Below are 18,583 nucleotides of genomic sequence, written 5' to 3' on the forward strand. Positions count from 1 at the left end.
TACCTTTCTTAAAAAGCGTCCATTAGGGCGCTTTTTTATTGCCTAAATAAAAATGTAAATTTAATGTGAATAAGCGAGTGTATTGGGATTGTTGAACTGCTACAGTACAACTATGGTGTGAAGTAAGTCATCAAATGAAAAAAATAATAATCCACTTCATTTTGCCCTCCATGTTGCTTGTTTGCTTGAGTCTCCAGTCGGCTTGGGCGGGTAGTTTTGTGCAACGGGTTTTTACTGATAGAGATGGACTAGAAGCCACGAGCATTCGTGCGCTCACACTTGATGACCATGGTTTTGTGTGGGCAGCAACCGAGCAAGGTTTGTATCGGGTTAGTAATTCTAAAGTGAGACGGATTGATAAAACTGGGTCTGAATTAAGGCTTGCGGATGAGTTTTTAACAACCGTTATCAATGTCGATCGCGATATGCTTTTACTGAGCACAAATGCTGCGACTTACCTTTACGATATTGCAAAAAATCAGTTTATCCAGATGGGGTCTCCCAATTTATTTCCACATTTCCCCGGTGGTGTTTTACTTTCTGCAGCGCGTAAGAATACCCAAGAATGGCGATTATTGATTGATAATGGTCAGATTTACGATTTTTCCCCTTCAAAACTTACTCTGACTTTAGTCAACCAATTGCCTGTGAATCGCGATTTACCATGGCGAAAATTATTGAGCATGCCTGATGGTCAGTTTCTTGTTGCGGGCCAATTTCAATTGCTACTTCTCAACGGTGCGGGGGAAAAAGTCGTTGATTATCAATGGACCGAATCCATGGGTAGTATTCTGGATATGCTTGAGGATTCAAAACAGCGTATTTGGATTGCAACGAGTCGAGGGGTTTATCGATTAGAACCAAAAACCTTACAGATTTTTCCTGTTCCAGAATTACCCGATTGGAGTACCGCTATGGTTGAGGGCCATAATGGTGAAATTTGGTTTTCAAGTCGAGCGGGGTTACTCAAGTGGTCTCCCGATACCCACCAGATTGAAAATTATCAACAAGAGCTTAAGACGCAAGCCAATATGGAAACATTGAAGGCCATCTTATTTGATAATGCTGGCTTAATGTGGGTGGGCGGCTCTGGTGATGGCTTGGCATTGCTGGCTTCGCAGCCGGATTTTATTCTCGATACCTACACAAGCGAACCCCCCTATGGGCTACCCGATCCTATGGTGTGGTCTGTGTTTGCAAGTGATGAAGGGTTATGGTTTGGTGCTTCAAATCTTAGTTTTGTGGGGAAAAATAACCAGAAAGCGGTGACCGTTGAGATAGACGGGTTGAAAGCCCATGAGAGTATTTATGGGATCAGTCAGTTTATCGAGCATTATTTATTAGTTTCGACCACCAGTGGGTTATTTGTTGTCGATAAATTAACCCTAAAAGGAATGAGTTTTTCACAGTGGGCCCATGGGAGTGAAGAGTTTAAAAATAAGCTCATTTATAGCACCTATGTTGATCCCAAATTAAAGGGACGATTTTGGATCGCGACAGGAACGGGTCTCTATTTTTGGGAGCAAGGGCTGTTTGAGCCACAGCCTTTTAATATTGATGGATCGACGGGGGACTCACCAGAACCCAAGCGACCTACTATTCGTACTTTGTATCGAGCTTCCGATGGCAAGTTATGGTTAGGCGGAAGACGAGTGTTTGGTTTTATTGATGAGCAAAACCTATTCCACGATAAGAGGGGATTATTCAGCGGTTTGAGCTCTGAGCCATCGATTAGTCATATTGAAGAAATATCTCCTGGAGTGATGTGGTTTGGTTCCTATGAGAGAGGCCTATTTGAATATCGGCTTAATACTGCTGAGTTAATTTCGCTTACTTCGCAATGGCAAGTTAACTGTAACTCGGTATTTTTTATCCAAAAAACCACGAATGCCAATGTGGTTGCCTGTGCTGATTCCCTGATCCGACAAGATACGTCAACAGGGCATATTGCTATGTTCAATCAACTCGATGGTTTGATTTCAAATGAGATGAATGAGGGGGCATATTTTTATTCTGCGGCGACAGGGCTTTATATCGGTACCCCTGAAGGGGTAATGCACATAGATGTGGATAAACTGTCGAATCGCATAACAGATGACCATGTGATGTTGGAGTCAGTGTCTGTTTATTATGACGATAATACGCAAGTGTCTTTATTGCCTAAGCCTATGATGGTGATTAAGCCAGGTGCCAATATGGTCAGTCTGCAAATCACAAACTTAGATTATTTAGACGACTCACCCATCCAATTTAAGTATCGGCTGCGATATCAAGGAGAAGAAGATAACTATGTGCTACTTCAGGGGGAATCTCAGATAAACCTTGCTGGACTGGCCGCTGGAGAATATGTACTTGAGGTGTTGAGCCAAGAAAATGGAATTTGGTCAGATAAGCCCTTTGCATATCCATTTTATGTTGAGCAGTACTGGTGGCTTTCTCAAGGCTTTAAGGGAATATTACTACTAGTATTTTCGACTCTTGCACTGAGCTTGGCTTGGTATCGTCAGCGTCAAGTACGCACTTTCATGACAATGAATCAGGCATTAACCGAGAGTGATGACCGTTTACGCCAATCGCTTCGTGGTAGCGACTCCGACCTGTGGGAATGGCATAGAGATACCCAGAGTTTTTACCTTGATAATCGCGGCTCAGTGCTGGGTAGCCATGCCAATGAGATAGTCGTTTCCCTTGAGGAGCTCCCCGTTCATTCTGAGGATAGGGATAAGGCGCTGGCACAGTGGAACAGTATGCTGGCAGGCGAGATTGATCGGTTTGAGGCCGAATATCGCTACCAGCGTCGTGATGGTAATTGGGGTTGGTTGAGGGTTCGTGGTCGTCCCGTACAGCGGAATAAGCAAACCAAGGTAATTGAGCGAGTAGCCGGTATCTACAGCGATATTACTTTGCAGCGTCAGCTTGAGGATGAGGTCAGTCTATTAGCTCAAGCATTTGAAAACACATCAGAAGGTGTATTGATTTTAGATGTGAATGAAAACATCCGTGTCGCAAATCATGCTGCACAGCACATCTTAGGTTCTGAACAAAAGAGCCTAGTAGGCTTATCGTTTTCGCAATTTGTGCAAATGAAGGACGGACTGTCAACGGAAGTGGCGCAGTTACTTGGCCAAGATAGCTCATGGACTGGAGAGCGTGAACTTGTTGGGCAAAATGGATTGGTGTGTCCTGTATGGCTTAACGTGTCTGTGATGCAGTCAGTGAATGAAAATGCACTTCATTATGTTGTTGTATTCTCAGATATTACAGACAGAAAACGTACTGAGGCTGACCTTCGTCGACTAGCAAATTATGATGTATTAACTGGGCTACCTAATCGATCTTTATTCTCAAATCGGTTAACGCAGGCGATACAGACTGCACAACAGCATGGTCAAAAGTTAGCGTTACTGTTTCTCGATCTTGACCGGTTTAAGCATGTGAATGACTCCTATGGTCATAGTATGGGGGATGCGCTTCTGGTCGAGGCTTCAAATCGATTGCAATCCTGTATCGGCAGTGAGCATTTGCTTTGTCGCTTTGGTGGTGATGAGTTTGTTATTTTATTAAAAAATGTGAAAGAGTTAGATGATATCAATCATTTAGCAGAACAACTCTTAGCGCAAATTGTGGCGCCTTTTAGATTATTTGGTAGGGAGTTTTATATTTCTACCAGTATTGGGATTAGCATATGGCCCGATGATGCAATACAGCCAGAAGCCTTTATTAAAAATGCCGATTTAGCCATGTATCACGCTAAAGAAGAAGGGCGAGGAAACTTTAAATATTATTCTTCAGAACGCAATGCCCAAGCCTTATATCACCTACGTTTAGAAGCTGATTTACGTAAAGCCATCGAGCGAGAAGAGTTCGAGCTCCATTATCAACCACAAATTGATATTTTGCGTGGAGATAAATTTATCGGAATGGAAGCACTCATTCGCTGGCGGCATCCCGTCGATGGATTTGTGCGCCCCGATATTTTTATTAAAGTTGCTGAGGCTTGTGGTTTGGTTGTGGATATTGACCGTTGGGTTTTGCGAACGGCATGTTTGGATGGGGCAAGATGGGCTAAAGCAATGACTCAGCCCTTTAAGTTGTCGGTTAATATTTCGGCTGTGCATTTCCGTCAACCTGATTTTATTGACGGTGTAAAGAAGATACTCAGCGATACTGGGATGCCTGCTGCCTCTTTGTGCTTGGAAATCACCGAAGGGGTATTAATGAAAGAGTTGCAAGTGGCTAAGACCCATTTAAAACAACTTGATGACCTAGGGATTGAAGTCGCGATTGATGACTTTGGTACGGGTTACTCCTCTTTGGCATATTTACGAAATTTTGAAGTGGATACGCTTAAAATTGACCGTTCATTTTTAATTGATATCGCTTCAAATGCTGCTGATCAGGCGATTGTGAGCAGTATTATTGAATTAGCGCGTAACTTGAAACTAACCGTTGTGGCTGAAGGTGTCGAAACGGTTGAGCAACTTGAGCAAATCTTTAGCCGTGGTTGTTATATTATCCAAGGCTATTATTTTGCTAAGCCTATGCCTGTCAGCGATTTTGAGAAATATTTGCAGCAACAGTGCCCGCAGGCTTCATTGCAATCTTGATACTGAATGCTAACACCTCAATAGCGCCATAATTTTGCAAGCAAGTTTGCGCAGCCATTTTTGGTTTGTTGCATTTACCTGATATCGAATTAAGTATTAATGCGTTGTTTAATTCTTAACTCATCGGTTCAGATAAAATATGACTGACGGTTAAATAGATAAATTTGTTAATATTAACTCGAAATTTTGATCCCATAAAAAGTACTCATTATGATGCGCCAAATATTAGCTACTCTAATTTTATGTGTGTTGCTAACTCCCTTGTATGCGGCCGAACGGCCAAAAGTGGGGCTAGTGTTAAGCGGTGGCGGTGCTAAAGGTGCTGCCCATGTGGGTGTGCTTAAAATCTTAGAGGAACATCATATTCCCGTGGACTACATCGCAGGCACCAGCATAGGTGCCTATGTTGCAGGCATGTATTCTTTGGGCTACAGCGCTAGTGAAGTCGAAGCCATTATGATGGGGGTCGATTGGGATAGTGGCTATTCGGATACCATCCCGCGTAATGTATTGAGTTATCGAGATAAGCAGTTACGTGATCGCTACAATATTCCCCTTAATATCGGTTATACCGAGGGTGAGGTTAGGGCGCCGAGCGGTTTGTTACGCGGGCAAACTATGTCGCAGTTATTGCGCCAGTCAACTGATTTAGTTCAACAATTTGGTGATTTTGATACTTTAGCTATACCCTATCGTGCGGTTGCGACGGATTTAGAAACTAGTTTACCCGTTGTGATTAACCATGGCAGTTTAGTCAAAGCCATGCAGGCCTCTGCAACAGTACCCGGCGCACTACAACCCACTCAGATTGATGGCAAGTTGTTAGTCGATGGTGGTATTGCCAACAACATGCCCGTGGATGTGGTTAAGGCTATGGGCGCGGATATCATCATTGCCGTGGATATCGGTTCACCCTTGGTAAAAAAAGATAAGCTCGATAGCACGATAGCGGTGCTTGACCAGTTATCAAATTTTTTGACCAATGCCAGTACCGAAAAGCAAAAACAATTACTAACCGATAAAGACGTACTAATTCGTCCCGCCATTGATGCTTTAAGTACCACAGATTTTACCATCATGCCTTTGGCGCTAACGCTAGGAAAAGAAGCTGCGAATGGGCAGTTAGATAAATTGCAAAACATGAGTGTCAGTGCTGAAGAATATGCCGCCTATGTCGAGGCTAAGAAGGCCAAGGGTAAGCTTTTAATTGCAAATGTGGCCCATCCCATTAAAGAAATCGTATTCGATAACCAGTCTAAGGTTAGCCTTAACCTATTGAAGGAAACCTTGAACCTTGAGGCAGGCCAAGCCGTTACTAAGGATGAGTTAAACGATGCGTTAAAACGGATTTATGCCTTAAACAAATTTGAGCGTGTGGATGCTGAGTTTGTGGAAGGTGAGGAAGGTCGAGTACTTACTGTGACCACCCGTGCTAAATCTTGGGGGCCGAATTATTTCCAACTCGGGTTTAATTGGGAAGATGATTTTAGTTCCGACTCGGCGATTAGTTTTGATATGGCTTACACCATGACTGACCTAACTTTTAACGGTGGAGAGTGGCGTAATGAGGTCAAGCTAGGGTTCGAAAAGCTATTTGCAACCGAGTTTTATCAACCGCTAGATAGAGATCAAGAGTTTTATAGTCGAGCCCGATATCAATTCGATGTTCATAATTGGGATCTCTACGATAACAATAACCGTGTTTTTGTCTTTGACAAGAAAACCCACACTATTGAATTAGGAATTGGTTATAACTATGTTTTACAAGGGTTTATTGAATTTGGCTTAGTGGGGGAGAAGGGCGTTATCGTCAATGATGCCTGGTTGCTGAAGGATTTTGATTTTAACTCCTACGGTGCTTACTTGAGAGTTGGTTATGACAGCTTAGACAGTATCAGTTTCCCTACATCGGGTAACCGCATCACCTTAAATGTGTATGTGCGTAATGAAGATTTTGACGATGTCGTTGATAACAATAAAAACGAATTTAGTGTTCAGGTTGAAGCCGATTGGAAAGGCGCGCTTAGTGTAGGCAATCATGCCTTTGTGGGTAAAGCATCGCTTGCGACAAATAATAATGACGGACTCAATACCTTACACTTGTCCGATTTGGGCGGTTTCTTAAACCTTTCTGGTTATCACAAGGACTCGCTCACAGGGGCGCATAAGCTGTTTGGTGCCTTTGTTTATCAATATGATTTGGGCCGAGATGCCTTAGGTATGAGAGATTACCCGCTCTATTTAGGGCTAAGTTTAGAGGCGGGAAATGTATGGTATGAACGCTCAGAGGTATCCCTCTCAGACCTTATCTATGCTTCTAGCCTTTACATAGGCACAGATACTTCTATGGGACCGGCAGCACTGGGCTTTGGTATTACAGATATGGGTGATAAATCCTTGTATTTATTTGTCGGTAAAGCCTTCTAAATCGATCGAAGGGCATAACTAAGGTTATGCCCTTCGTTTTTCCTGCTGAACACTATTCCCGCATAATCTAAAAATCGCGTTTATACTGGTTTGCGCAAATATCACTAAGTGTCATAACCTTTTACAAAATCTTGCTACAGCCAAACTAGGCAAAATGCTAAGGTTTTGCAGGAAAAAATAACAACACTCTCAACGGAAGCTGGGGAAAACAATGAAGAAGATTAGCACACTGGCGCTGGGGATTGCCCTGAGCCTAGGTTTAGCCGCTTGCAGCAGCGAGCCTAAAACTGAAGTCGCCGCGGTTTCTGGCATTGAATTACAAAACTTTGATGCCTCAGTTCGCCATCAAGACGATTTTTATTACAGCGTGAACGGTAAATGGTTAGCGAATACGCCTATCCCTGCCGACAAGTCTAACTACGGTGCATTCTCTGTGCTGTACGATCAAAGCCAAGATGCGTTGAAAAAAATCATCGATGCCGCCGCAGCGCAAAAAGATGCAGCTCCTGGCTCTAATAATCAAAAAATCGGTGACTTTAACGCCAGCTTTATGAATACCGATTTGCTCGAAACCTTAGGTGTGACGCCGCTCAATCCTTTGATGGCGGATATCGCGGCGGTGAAAACCCACAGCGAATTACCCGCTGTGATGGGTAAATTACTGACCAGCGGCTCAGGCATTCCCTTTGGTTTTTACGTCAATAACGACGCGAAAAACTCTACCCAATATGCGGTGTATATCAGTCAGTCTGGCTTAACCCTGCCAGACCGTGATTACTACCTCAAAGATGACGTTAAGTTTGCAGCAACCCGCGAAGCGATGGCGAAGTATGTGACTGATATTCTTACCGAAGCAGGCTACAAGAATGCCAAACGTGCGGCGAAAAACGTGGCCGACATCGAGATGATGATCGCTAAGAGCCAGTGGAGCCGTGTTGAATCTCGCGATGCTAACAAGTCTTACAACAAGCTGAGCCGTGCTGAGCTGCAAAAGCTGACCGGCAAGTTTGATATCAATGCCTTTGCGGCTAGCGCAGGCCTTGGCGATAAAGTGACTGAAGTCATCGTGCGTCAGCCATCATACTTAGAAAAGTTAGGCGCTAATTTTGATGCCTTCCCCGTTTCAGCTTGGCAGGATTACTTAACGTTCCACTTAGTGGATAGCTATGCTGAGCTGTTAAGCAAAAACTTCGTTGACCTTAACTTTGCCTTTAAAGGCAAAACCTTAATGGGTATTGAAGAGCAACAACCACGCTGGAAAAAGGCGGTAGATGGCGCCGACCAAGTGATTGGTGAGTTAGTTGGTGAGGAGTACGTTAAGCAATACTTCAAACCAGAAGCAAAAGCCCGCATGGAAACTATGATCAAAAACTTGATCAAAGCTTTTGAAGTCAGCATCAACGAACTTGAGTGGATGACGCCTGAAACGAAAGTCGCGGCTCAAGAAAAATTGTCTAAGTTTACCTACAAGATTGGTTATCCAGATAAATGGAAAGACTACTCTGCACTAGAGATCAAGCCTGATGAGTTGGTGGGCAACTATATGCGTTATGCCAACTTCGAATATCAAGACATGATCAACAAGTTAGGTAAGCCAATCGATCGTACCGAGTGGCATATGACACCACAAACGGTGAACGCTTATTACAGCCCTGTTGGCAATGAAATCGTATTCCCAGCGGCGATTCTGCAACCGCCATTCTTCAATATGGAAGCCGATGATGCGGTTAACTACGGTGGTATCGGTGCGGTAATTGGCCACGAAATCAGCCATGGTTTCGACGACCAAGGTGCTAAGTACGATGGTGACGGCAACCTGCGTGATTGGTGGTCGGATAAAGACCGTGAAGAGTTCCAAAAACGCGGTAAGCAACTGTCGGCGCAGTATTCTGGCTATGAAGCGTTGCCCGGTAAGTTTGTGAACGGTGATTTAACCTTAGGTGAGAACATCGGTGACTTAGGCGGGTTAACCGTAGCGGCGCGTGCCTATGCGATGAGCTTAAACGGTAAACCTGCTCCCGTGCTCGATGGCTTAACGGGTGAGCAGCGTTTCTTCGTCGGTTGGTCACAAGTGTGGCGCCGCAACTACCGTGATGAAGAGTTAGGTCGTCGTTTACTGACGGATCCACATTCACCTAGCCACTACCGTGCTATGGGGACACCTCGCAATATCGAAGCCTTCTATAAAGCCTTTGAGCTGAAAGAAAGCGACAAGATGTATTTAAAACCAGAAGAGCGCGTAAAAATCTGGTAATCCATAGGATGAAAATGAAAAAGCCAGACTGATGTCTGGCTTTTTACTTGGGATTAATGCCCATATCCTAAAGTTTCAATTTTTTCGATTTTTTGATCGGTTGCATAAACCCGCCGCATCAATCGTGTCGGGCCAAAATCATAGGTCCACTCAACATACTCTATCGGCAACTTGCTTGGATCAATCACGATATCGCCTGCGGAATTCCTGTAGGTTGCAGGTTGGCTGTATTCTTTGGCTTCATTTGGCGGACCGCACTTTTCTAACACTGCGTCTAAGGGATCGCCTACGTTGATGACGAATTGCTTACAGCGCATAGAATCTGTCGCTAAGGCTGGCAAGCTCGCCGCCCACAGTATTAACAACACATAATACTTCATCGGTTTGTCCTAGCAGTGATTAACCTTTCTCAAATTGATTCGGTGAATTGATTTAGAACACCTTATCAAGCTCCAATAAACTCTCTAATTGATGATGGGCAATGATCCATTTTGCTTCGCCGCGTTGTTCTGGCGCAGGAATCGCAACGGTTTGCATATTGGCAGCGCGGGCTGCGATCAGACCATTAAAAGAGTCTTCAATCGTGAGGCAATAACGCGGGTCGACTTCTAAGGCGGCCGCACAATTTAAGTAAACCTCAGGATGCGGCTTGCCATAGGTGAGTCCTTCAGCGGATTGTACCGCCATAAACTTATCGCTCAGGCCGAGTTTACTAAGTACGGCTTCGATAATGGTGTAAAAAGAGGAGGTCGCTAAGCCTATCTTTAAGCCTTTGGTTTGGCAGTATTCAATGGCCTGCTGAACCCCTTGCATGGCTTCGCCCGTTTTCAGGATCTCCTCTGCGACTCTATCAACAATGGCTTTGCTGACCTTAGCATTGTCGTAATCGGCCCAAGGGGCTTTGTGATACCAATAGTCGACACACTGGTCGATACGTAGCCCCGTGGTTTGTTGAATCGTTTCAATAGTGACTGGCACGCCAAGCGCCGATAACACTTCATATTCAACCCTTTGCCAAAGGGGTTCTGAATCAATTAACACGCCATCCATATCAAAAATAACGGCTTGAATACTGAGGGATGTCATTACTACTCCAAGGGATGGGAAGGATAACTAAGCGTTATGCTCTGGGAGCTTGAGTGTATGTTTAAGGCTCGCCATCTTCAAAGCCTAAATGCACAAAGTTTAAAAATATTTACCCTGAATAGGATTTTGTGAGTAAAAAAATAATCGTTCGATTTTAAATGGATTAACTTATGTTAACTATTTGTCAATTATGGTTTTTTGTCTGTTTTCAAACTATTGTCTAATTTCCCTTGTTTTATTCTTGCCGTAAGTTGAGTTGCACCTCCGGATTTAGCCCTTATTTCGTCTTTCGCCGAGTGTGACCTGATTCATACTTTTGCAAAGCTGTAGTATACTGCTGGCCGGAAATACGGGTCGATCATGTCGGACTGTCAGCTTCAATTGAGAAGACGTGCAGTTTCGTTGTTAGAGCGCCAAACAAAGAGGAATGTTGCCGTGCTAGAAGCATATCGTAAACACGTCGCAGAACGTGCTGCAGAGGGCGTAGTCCCTAAGCCATTAGATGCACATCAAGTGGCTGAACTGGTTAAATTGGTTCAAAATCCCCCCGCTGGTGAAGAAGCGTTTGTTCTTGACCTGCTCGAAAATCGAATTCCCCCCGGTGTTGACGAAGCCGCTTACGTAAAAGCCGCTTTTTTAGATGCGGTCGCTAAAGGCACTGCAACTTCACCCATCCTGTCTGCCGAACGTGCGACTGAGTTATTAGGCACTATGCAAGGTGGCTATAACATCGAGCCGCTGATCGCTCAGCTAGATAACCCAGCTCTTGCTCCAATAGCTGTTAAAGCACTGGCTCATACGCTGCTGATGTTTGATTCTTTCCACGATGTGGTTGAGAAGATGGAAGCGGGCAATGAGTTTGCTAAGCAAGTGGTTGAAGCTTGGGCAAATGCAGACTGGTACTTAAGCCGTCCAAAATTAGCGGACAAAGTCACCCTGACCGTATTTAAAGTCTCTGGTGAAACCAACACCGACGACTTGTCACCAGCACCTGATGCTTGGTCACGTCCCGATATTCCATTGCACGCCTTAGCGATGTTGAAAAACGCGCGTGATGGTATCGAGCCTGATGTACCTGGCAGCGTAGGTCCAATCAAGAAATTAGAAGAACTGAAAACCAAAGGTTTCCCATTAGTTTACGTGGGTGACGTTGTGGGTACAGGTTCATCACGTAAGTCTGCGACTAACTCAGTACTGTGGTTCATGGGCGATGATATCCCATTCGTTCCTAACAAACGTGCTGGTGGTTTCTGCTTAGGTGGCAAAATTGCGCCGATTTTCTTCAACACTATGGAAGATGCCGGCGCACTACCAATCGAACTTGATGTTAGCAAAATGGAAATGGGCGATGTGATCGACATTTACCCATACGCTGGTGTTGTTAAGCGTCATGGCTCAGATGAAGTGATTTCTGAGTTCAGCCTGAAAACCGACGTGTTGTTAGACGAAGTGCGTGCGGGTGGCCGTATTCCATTGATCATCGGCCGTGGTTTAACTGACAAAGCGCGTGCAGTATTAGGTTTACCAGCCTCTGACGTATTCGTACGTCCTCAAGACGTCGCTGATAATGGCAAAGGTTATACTCTTGCACAGAAGATGGTCGGTAAAGCCTGTGGTGTTGCTGGCGTGCGTCCAGGCCAATACTGCGAACCTAAGATGACGTCTGTGGGTTCTCAGGACACTACCGGTCCTATGACCCGTGACGAGCTGAAAGACTTAGCCTGTTTAGGCTTCAGTGCTGACCTGACTATGCAGTCATTCTGCCACACTGCTGCTTATCCAAAACCAGTAGACGTTAATACTCACCACACGCTGCCAGACTTCATTATGAACCGTGGCGGTGTGTCGCTGCGCCCTGGTGACGGTGTTATCCACTCTTGGTTAAACCGTATGTTATTACCAGACACAGTAGGTACTGGTGGTGACTCACATACGCGTTTCCCAATTGGTATTTCATTCCCTGCAGGTTCTGGTCTCGTTGCTTTCGCTGCCGCGACCGGTGTGATGCCTCTGGACATGCCAGAATCTGTATTAGTGCGCTTCAAGGGCAAGATGCAACCTGGCATCACCCTACGTGACCTAGTACATGCAATCCCATTAAAAGCGATTGAAATGGGTCTGCTGACCGTTGAGAAGAAAGGTAAGATCAACATCTTCTCTGGTCGCGTACTGGAAATCGAAGGCTTAGAAACCCTGAAAGTGGAACAGGCATTCGAACTTTCTGACGCTTCTGCAGAACGCTCTGCAGCGGGTTGTACTATCAAGTTAGACAAAGAGCCAATCATCGAGTACCTGAACTCTAACATCACTATGCTGAAGTGGATGATTGCCGAAGGTTACGGTGACCGTCGTACTATCGAGCGTCGTATCAAAGGCATGGAAGAGTGGTTAGCAAATCCTGAGCTGATGAGTGCTGATGCCGATGCTGAGTACGCTGCAGTAATCGAAATCGATCTGAACGAGATCAAAGAGCCAATCCTGTGTGCGCCTAACGATCCAGATGATGCAGTATTACTGTCATCCGTTGCGCAAACTAAGATTGACGAAGTGTTCGTCGGTTCTTGTATGACTAACATCGGTCACTTCCGTGCGACCGGTAAGATGTTAGACAAGTTCGCTAAAACGCTGCCAACACGTTTGTGGATCGCGCCACCGACTAAGATGGACAAAGACCAGCTGACCGAAGAAGGTTACTACGGTATTTTCGGTCGCGTGGGTGCGCGTATCGAGATCCCTGGCTGTTCACTGTGTATGGGTAACCAAGCACGTGTGGCTGAAGGTGCAACTGTAGTATCGACTTCTACCCGTAACTTCCCGAACCGTTTAGGTACAGGCGCTAACGTTTACTTAGCCTCTGCGGAATTAGCGGCAGTAGCAGCCCTGTTAGGTCGTCTACCAACGGTTGAAGAATACCAAGAATACGCTAAAGAGTTAGATGCAACTGCAGCTGACACTTACCGTTATTTGAACTTCGATCAAATCGATTCTTACACTAAGAAAGCATCACAAGTGATCTTTCAATCAGCTGTATAATCGATTGATATAAAAATGAAAAAGCCAGCGAAAGCTGGCTTTTTTGTTTGTGGATGCTATTGCTAAGCTAAGCGCTTGGTTAAGAGGTTGCTACCAATCTTAAAACGCCATTCTACAAGGATTGCGGCTTATCTCCCAGTTTGTCTTCGACTAGCAATGGCGCGAATCGCTGCGGATAACTGTTCGCATGAATTACGCTTGTTGGGCTGCATGCTCAGAATATTTGCTATGTAATACCTCAAGCAGTTTATCTTCTAACTCGAAACGGGTTTCCATGGTGTGGGCCAGTTCGGAGAGATCCTTATCGAGCTGGTATAACACTTGGTCATCCTGCGCTTCGGCGTACTTATCATTAAAGTCTAATGCCGCATGGGTTGTCGGGGTAATTTGAGGTAATACCTGCTGAATTGTCGCTTTACAAGATGCTCCAAATTTTTCACAGGCATTAATCACTTGATCGTAAACTTCAAAATGGCCTTCGGAGACGTAATCGACTAATAGGTCGCAGAAGGATTTTACGTGGTCAAATGAAGGAAGAGATTTTTCAGCATTGGTGTAAGGAGGAAGCCCTGCAATTTGGCAGTAATGCACCAAGAGTTTACGACGATTTTCTAGCCATTGATCTATAAGCTTATTTGAACCGCCCCACTTTTGTTCTGCTTTTTCGAGTTCTCTCAGCATGATGCATTCCATTTTAGTGCTAGGACATGACTCTAATGTAGGGGAGAAATAGCTATTCGATCAACCCTTTTTATCGGGATTTGCGAGAATAGGCAGATGGACAAACCAGCTGTTTTGTATAAAAAAATGCGGAAATAAAAAGCCCAACGATAGAAACCTATCGTTGGGCGAGTAATGTATATAGCAGGCTCGATGCGACGAGCTTCTTGATTGTTCTTGCTAGCGCAAACTTTTTATACCAAAGGCAGGAAACCAGCGCAACTTTTTTCTGTCTTAGTGTGACTTCGAGTTTGATTAGTAAACAGTATGTTATCTGGGTAGCATTTTAAGGATAAGTGCTTAAATGGACAGCAATGATGGGGATTAGCTCACATTAATTAGCTCATATTGGTTACATTATTCGCGTAAATGCTAAACTACCGCCCCAGCGGATCTCAATAAGTCTAGGAATCAAGCCAAATGGCAGAATTAAAGAATGATCGTTATTTACGCGCCCTACTAAAACAGCCTGTTGATATGACTCCGGTATGGATGATGCGTCAAGCTGGCCGTTATCTTCCTGAATACAAAGCGACTCGCGCTCAAGCGGGTGACTTCATGTCTTTATGCAAAAACCATGAATTGGCCTGTGAAGTGACACTACAGCCACTGCGTCGTTACGAGCTGGATGCGGCGATTCTGTTTTCCGATATTCTGACTGTTCCCGATGCCATGGGGTTAGGTCTGTATTTTGAGGCGGGCGAAGGCCCACGTTTTGAACGCCCAACAGACACTATCGATGCCATCAAAAAATTAGCGGTTCCCGATCCAGAAGATGAGCTGGGTTATGTGATGAAAGCGGTTAGCACCATTCGCCGCGAATTAAACGGCCAGGTGCCATTGATTGGTTTCTCTGGCTCGCCTTGGACACTTGCGACTTACATGGTTGAAGGTGGCTCAAGCAAAACCTTCGAAAAAATTAAGAAGATGGCCTACGCAGAGCCAGCAGCACTGCATATGCTACTCGACAAATTAGCGGATTCAGTGACTTTATACCTGAATGCGCAGGTTGCTAACGGCGCTCAATCGCTGATGATCTTCGACTCATGGGGTGGTGCATTATCGCACACGGCTTACCGTGAATTCTCACTGCGTTATATGCAGAAGATTGTTGATGGTTTGACTCGCTTTGCCGATGGTCGCCAAGTGCCTGTGACCTTATTCACCAAGGGTGGTGGCTTATGGTTAGAAGCTATGGCTGAAACGGGTTGTGACGCATTAGGTTTAGACTGGACAGTCGATATTGCCGACGCCCGTCGCCGTGTAGGCCATAAAGTGGCACTACAAGGTAATATGGATCCTTCTATGCTGTATGCGCCAATTCCACGCATTGAAGAAGAAGTGAGCCAAATTTTGGCGGGATACGGTGAAGGCTCTGGCCATGTGTTTAATTTAGGCCATGGTATCCATCAGCACGTTGACCCAGAGCATGCAGGAGCCTTTATCAAGGCGGTTCATGCTCAATCTAAGCAGTACCATAAGTAATCGATATTGAAGCAGAAACGGACCTTAGGGTCCGTTTTTTATTGCAGTGTCTCCTTAGCTGATCGTCATTGATTAAGGTCAAGGTCACACAGCCTTATATCGCAAAGGCTAATCAGCATATGTGGAATAACAAGACATTCACCAGCAGGTTTAAAGCATAGGATATTGATTAACATCTAACTTTTTAAAACTTTTTTATCGAATAGCTGCGCTAAATCAAAGGTGTTTTAAACAAATAAATGCATGCTATTGCTTACTTTAGCAACGGATAAAGCAAAGTGATATTTAATACTATTTGCAAATGAGATATGTTGCATGGCGCTATAAGGGATTACATAAAGCCATTTGATAATTTAATTACGTAAGCCGTGGTATAAGATGCGCATAGGCAACAAAATATTGGTTTTTATTGCGGGGTTTTGTCTGCCCGCGGTTGTGCTTGTCTCCTATTGCCTCGGTGTTTGGTTTGACCATAGGGTCGAATTATTACGTCAAGATAATGTGCAGCGTGAGCTGGCGAATATCCAGCAGCAGTTTCGAATCGATGTTGATCGTCTAGGTTTTCTTACAAATATCTACGCCTCACCATTATCCCATCTCGATAGCGAGCAGTTAAAATCTCTCGAATCCTCGTGGCTTGAAAGTTCAATGTCTGGCAATTTAAGCTGGTTTATTCTGCGAGATGGGCATTTGCAAAATGTTTTTCAAAACGAGCAACCCATTGCAGAAGCTAATCGGCAGGAAATCGCTAAGGCGATAACAACACAGGCTAAGCCAGAGTTTGCAAGCGCCTATTTAATTGGCGATAAAGGATATGTGGTAACGGCTGTCGCATCACATCCAGGCGAGTATGTGTTGTTAGTACGACAACTTACCGAGCGTGATCTGCTCGAATATGCTCAAACCTCCCTCGTGGATCGGGTCAGTATGTCTAATGCTGAAACAACCAATAGTACCTCACACTCAAGTTCGGTTGCGCTGCCGAGTTTGATTGCTCAACCACCGATTTATCTTCAAGTGGATTTTTCTGATGATCCTTTCCGTGATGTAAAACTTAGCCTCGACTGGGTGTCACTTGCGGTGATTTTGTTGGGGATAGTGATTGTTGCCTTAGGCTATGTTTGGTTGCGTGCGTGCCTGTTACAGCCCTTTAAAAGCTTGATGCAGCAGTTGGCACTTGTTGATCCTATGGCAAGTGTCTATCGGCCTGTTACCAGCGAGGGCAATGAGGAGTTATCTGTGCTGGCAAATCGAGTCAATAGTTTGCTCGCACGCATTTATCAGCAAAAAGAGCGCGGCAAAATTACCCTTGAGTCAATTGCTGAGGCGGTGATCCTGACCGATGTCGATGCCAAAGTGATTTATATGAATCCCAAGGCAGAGTCTTTACTAGATGTTGCAAGTAGTGATGCTGTTGGTGAGAGTCTCGCCTCTTTGTTGAAGGCGGGAGAGCAATTAAATCAAGCCGTTTTTCACTGTATTCGCCTTGGTGAAACTACACCTCAAGTCGCTAAAATCAAACTACTAACGGCTACACCGCGGATCATTGAGCGTAGTATCAGCAATGTGTTGAATCATGATAAAGAGATCGTAGGTACTGTCGTGGTACTACGGGATATTACTGAAGAAGAAGTGCTTAAGCGCCAGCTGCAACAACGTGCGAATTTTGATGGCATTACCGGACTGTTAAATCGTCAGGCGTTTGAAGAGCAGTTGCCGCAGTTCGCCAGTCGAGCTAAGACAATCGCTTTGTGTTATCTGGATTTAGAGCAGTTTAAGTTGATCAACGATAGCTGTGGTCATGCAGCGGGCGATCGCATGTTGGCCATGGTTGCAAGGGCGATTCAGTCATGTCTTGGGCCTGAAGAGCTACTAGCGCGCTTAGGTGGCGACGAGTTTGGCTTAGTAATTTGCGATCGCTCCGCATTAGCTGTGGTGCAGCTGTTAAAGCAGATAAGTGCTCTGGTATCGCTGCAAGTGCTACATGATAAAAATTGCCACTATAAAGTGGGGTTGAGCATAGGGGTCGCCTTTGGGCGAGCGCCTTATATCAATGCGCAGGAGCTATTAAAGGATGCGGATATCGCCTGTATTGCCGCTAAGGATAAGGGAACAAACCAAATCCATCTTTACGACGATAGGGATAAAGAGCTGACCTATCAGCGCAACGCGCCCAAATGGGCGGTGCGTATCGCGCAAGCGATTGAGGAAAACGAACTCTTACTTTACTACCAACCGATTCGCGGCTTAGGGGCGAGTTCGAAGCGGCAACGGATGGAAATTTTGCTTAGGATCCAAGAGCCCTGTGGCCGTATTTTAGCGCCAGCGCAGTTTATTGCGGCGGCGGAGCGCTTTAAGTTGATGCCTGAAATCGATAAAGAGGTGATACGTAAAGCCTTTTTATGGTTGTCGTTAAATCCACAGCTGTGGCCGGATCACTGTATTTCAATCAACCTTTCGGGCAATAGTCTCGGCGCCGAAGGCATGGTGGAATATATCGCCCAGCAGCAACATATTTTTGATGTCCCGAGCCAATGTGTTTGCTTTGAAATTACTGAAACGACGGCGATTCAAAACCGTCAACGCGGCATGGAAATGTTAAGGCAATTGCGTAAACTCGGATTTTCCTTTGCTTTGGATGATTTTGGCAGTGGCTTTGCGTCCTACGGTTATCTGCGTGAACTGCCGGTGGATTATGTCAAAATTGATGGCTGCTTCGTGAAGAATCTCGCGGTCAACGCCAAGGATTATGCCATCGTTAAATCTATTCAAGACGTTTGCCGAGTGATGGGGATTGAAACGGTTGCCGAATTTGTCGAAAACCAAGAGATTATCGATAGATTACAAGTGATTGGTATTAACTATGCCCAAGGTTATGCGATAGGACGACCGCAACCTTTAGCCAGTTATTGCCAGCAGTTTGATATGCAAGTGGCACAACGCGCCTAGGGGATTGCGCTTTTAAGATGAT

The 18,583-nt window shown here is 45.0% G+C and carries 9 protein-coding genes; 6 read left to right on the forward strand and 3 right to left on the reverse strand.

What is annotated here, in order from left to right; all coding sequences use genetic code 11:
- Nucleotides 1-134: 134 nt before the first annotated feature.
- The 3 genes from EYR25_RS08495 to EYR25_RS08505 all read left to right on the forward strand — a co-directional run bounded on the left by EYR25_RS08495 (nt 135) and on the right by EYR25_RS08505 (nt 9,288).
- Nucleotides 135-4,607: an EAL domain-containing protein gene (locus EYR25_RS08495; protein ID WP_133179321.1), complete on the forward strand. Its 4,473-nt coding sequence runs from the start codon at nt 135-137 to the stop codon at nt 4,605-4,607.
- Between the two features lie 210 nt (nt 4,608-4,817).
- On the forward strand, nt 4,818-7,034 hold the full coding sequence (locus tag EYR25_RS08500; protein WP_165953481.1) for a patatin-like phospholipase family protein: 2,217 nt from the start codon (nt 4,818-4,820) through the stop codon (nt 7,032-7,034).
- Between the two features lie 211 nt (nt 7,035-7,245).
- Nucleotides 7,246-9,288, forward strand: coding sequence for a M13 family metallopeptidase (locus EYR25_RS08505; RefSeq protein ID WP_133179323.1), 2,043 nt, complete (start codon nt 7,246-7,248; stop codon nt 9,286-9,288).
- Between the two features lie 53 nt (nt 9,289-9,341).
- On the opposite strand, the gene EYR25_RS08510 is transcribed toward EYR25_RS08505, so the two are convergent.
- Both EYR25_RS08510 and hxpB read right to left on the reverse strand, forming a co-directional pair.
- Nucleotides 9,342-9,668, reverse strand: a complete 327-nt coding sequence (locus EYR25_RS08510) for a DUF2845 domain-containing protein (RefSeq protein WP_133179326.1) — start codon at nt 9,666-9,668, stop codon at nt 9,342-9,344.
- Nucleotides 9,669-9,720: 52 nt separating this feature from the next.
- Nucleotides 9,721-10,374 carry a hexitol phosphatase HxpB gene (gene hxpB / locus EYR25_RS08515; protein ID WP_133179328.1) on the reverse strand — a complete coding sequence of 218 codons (654 nt, stop codon included), beginning with the start codon at nt 10,372-10,374 and terminating at the stop codon, nt 9,721-9,723.
- 435 nt (nt 10,375-10,809) lie between these two features.
- Here hxpB and acnB point away from each other — a divergent pair, with 435 nt between their 5' ends.
- Nucleotides 10,810-13,407, forward strand: coding sequence for a bifunctional aconitate hydratase 2/2-methylisocitrate dehydratase (acnB, locus tag EYR25_RS08520; RefSeq protein ID WP_037426323.1), 2,598 nt, complete (start codon nt 10,810-10,812; stop codon nt 13,405-13,407).
- Nucleotides 13,408-13,599: 192 nt separating this feature from the next.
- On the opposite strand, the gene rsd is transcribed toward acnB, so the two are convergent.
- Nucleotides 13,600-14,088: a sigma D regulator gene (rsd, locus tag EYR25_RS08525; protein WP_133179330.1), complete on the reverse strand. Its 489-nt coding sequence runs from the start codon at nt 14,086-14,088 to the stop codon at nt 13,600-13,602.
- Between the two features lie 459 nt (nt 14,089-14,547).
- Here rsd and hemE point away from each other — a divergent pair, with 459 nt between their 5' ends.
- Both hemE and EYR25_RS08540 read left to right on the forward strand, forming a co-directional pair.
- Complete coding sequence (gene hemE / locus EYR25_RS08535) at nt 14,548-15,612, forward strand: uroporphyrinogen decarboxylase (RefSeq protein ID WP_023268929.1); 1,065 nt, start codon at nt 14,548-14,550, stop codon at nt 15,610-15,612.
- Nucleotides 15,613-15,990: 378 nt separating this feature from the next.
- Nucleotides 15,991-18,561, forward strand: a complete 2,571-nt coding sequence (locus EYR25_RS08540) for a putative bifunctional diguanylate cyclase/phosphodiesterase (RefSeq protein WP_133179332.1) — start codon at nt 15,991-15,993, stop codon at nt 18,559-18,561.
- Nucleotides 18,562-18,583: the final 22 nt, after the last annotated feature.

The sequence above is a fragment of the Shewanella decolorationis genome (genome assembly GCF_004354305.1).
Classification (GTDB): domain Bacteria; phylum Pseudomonadota; class Gammaproteobacteria; order Enterobacterales; family Shewanellaceae; genus Shewanella; species Shewanella decolorationis.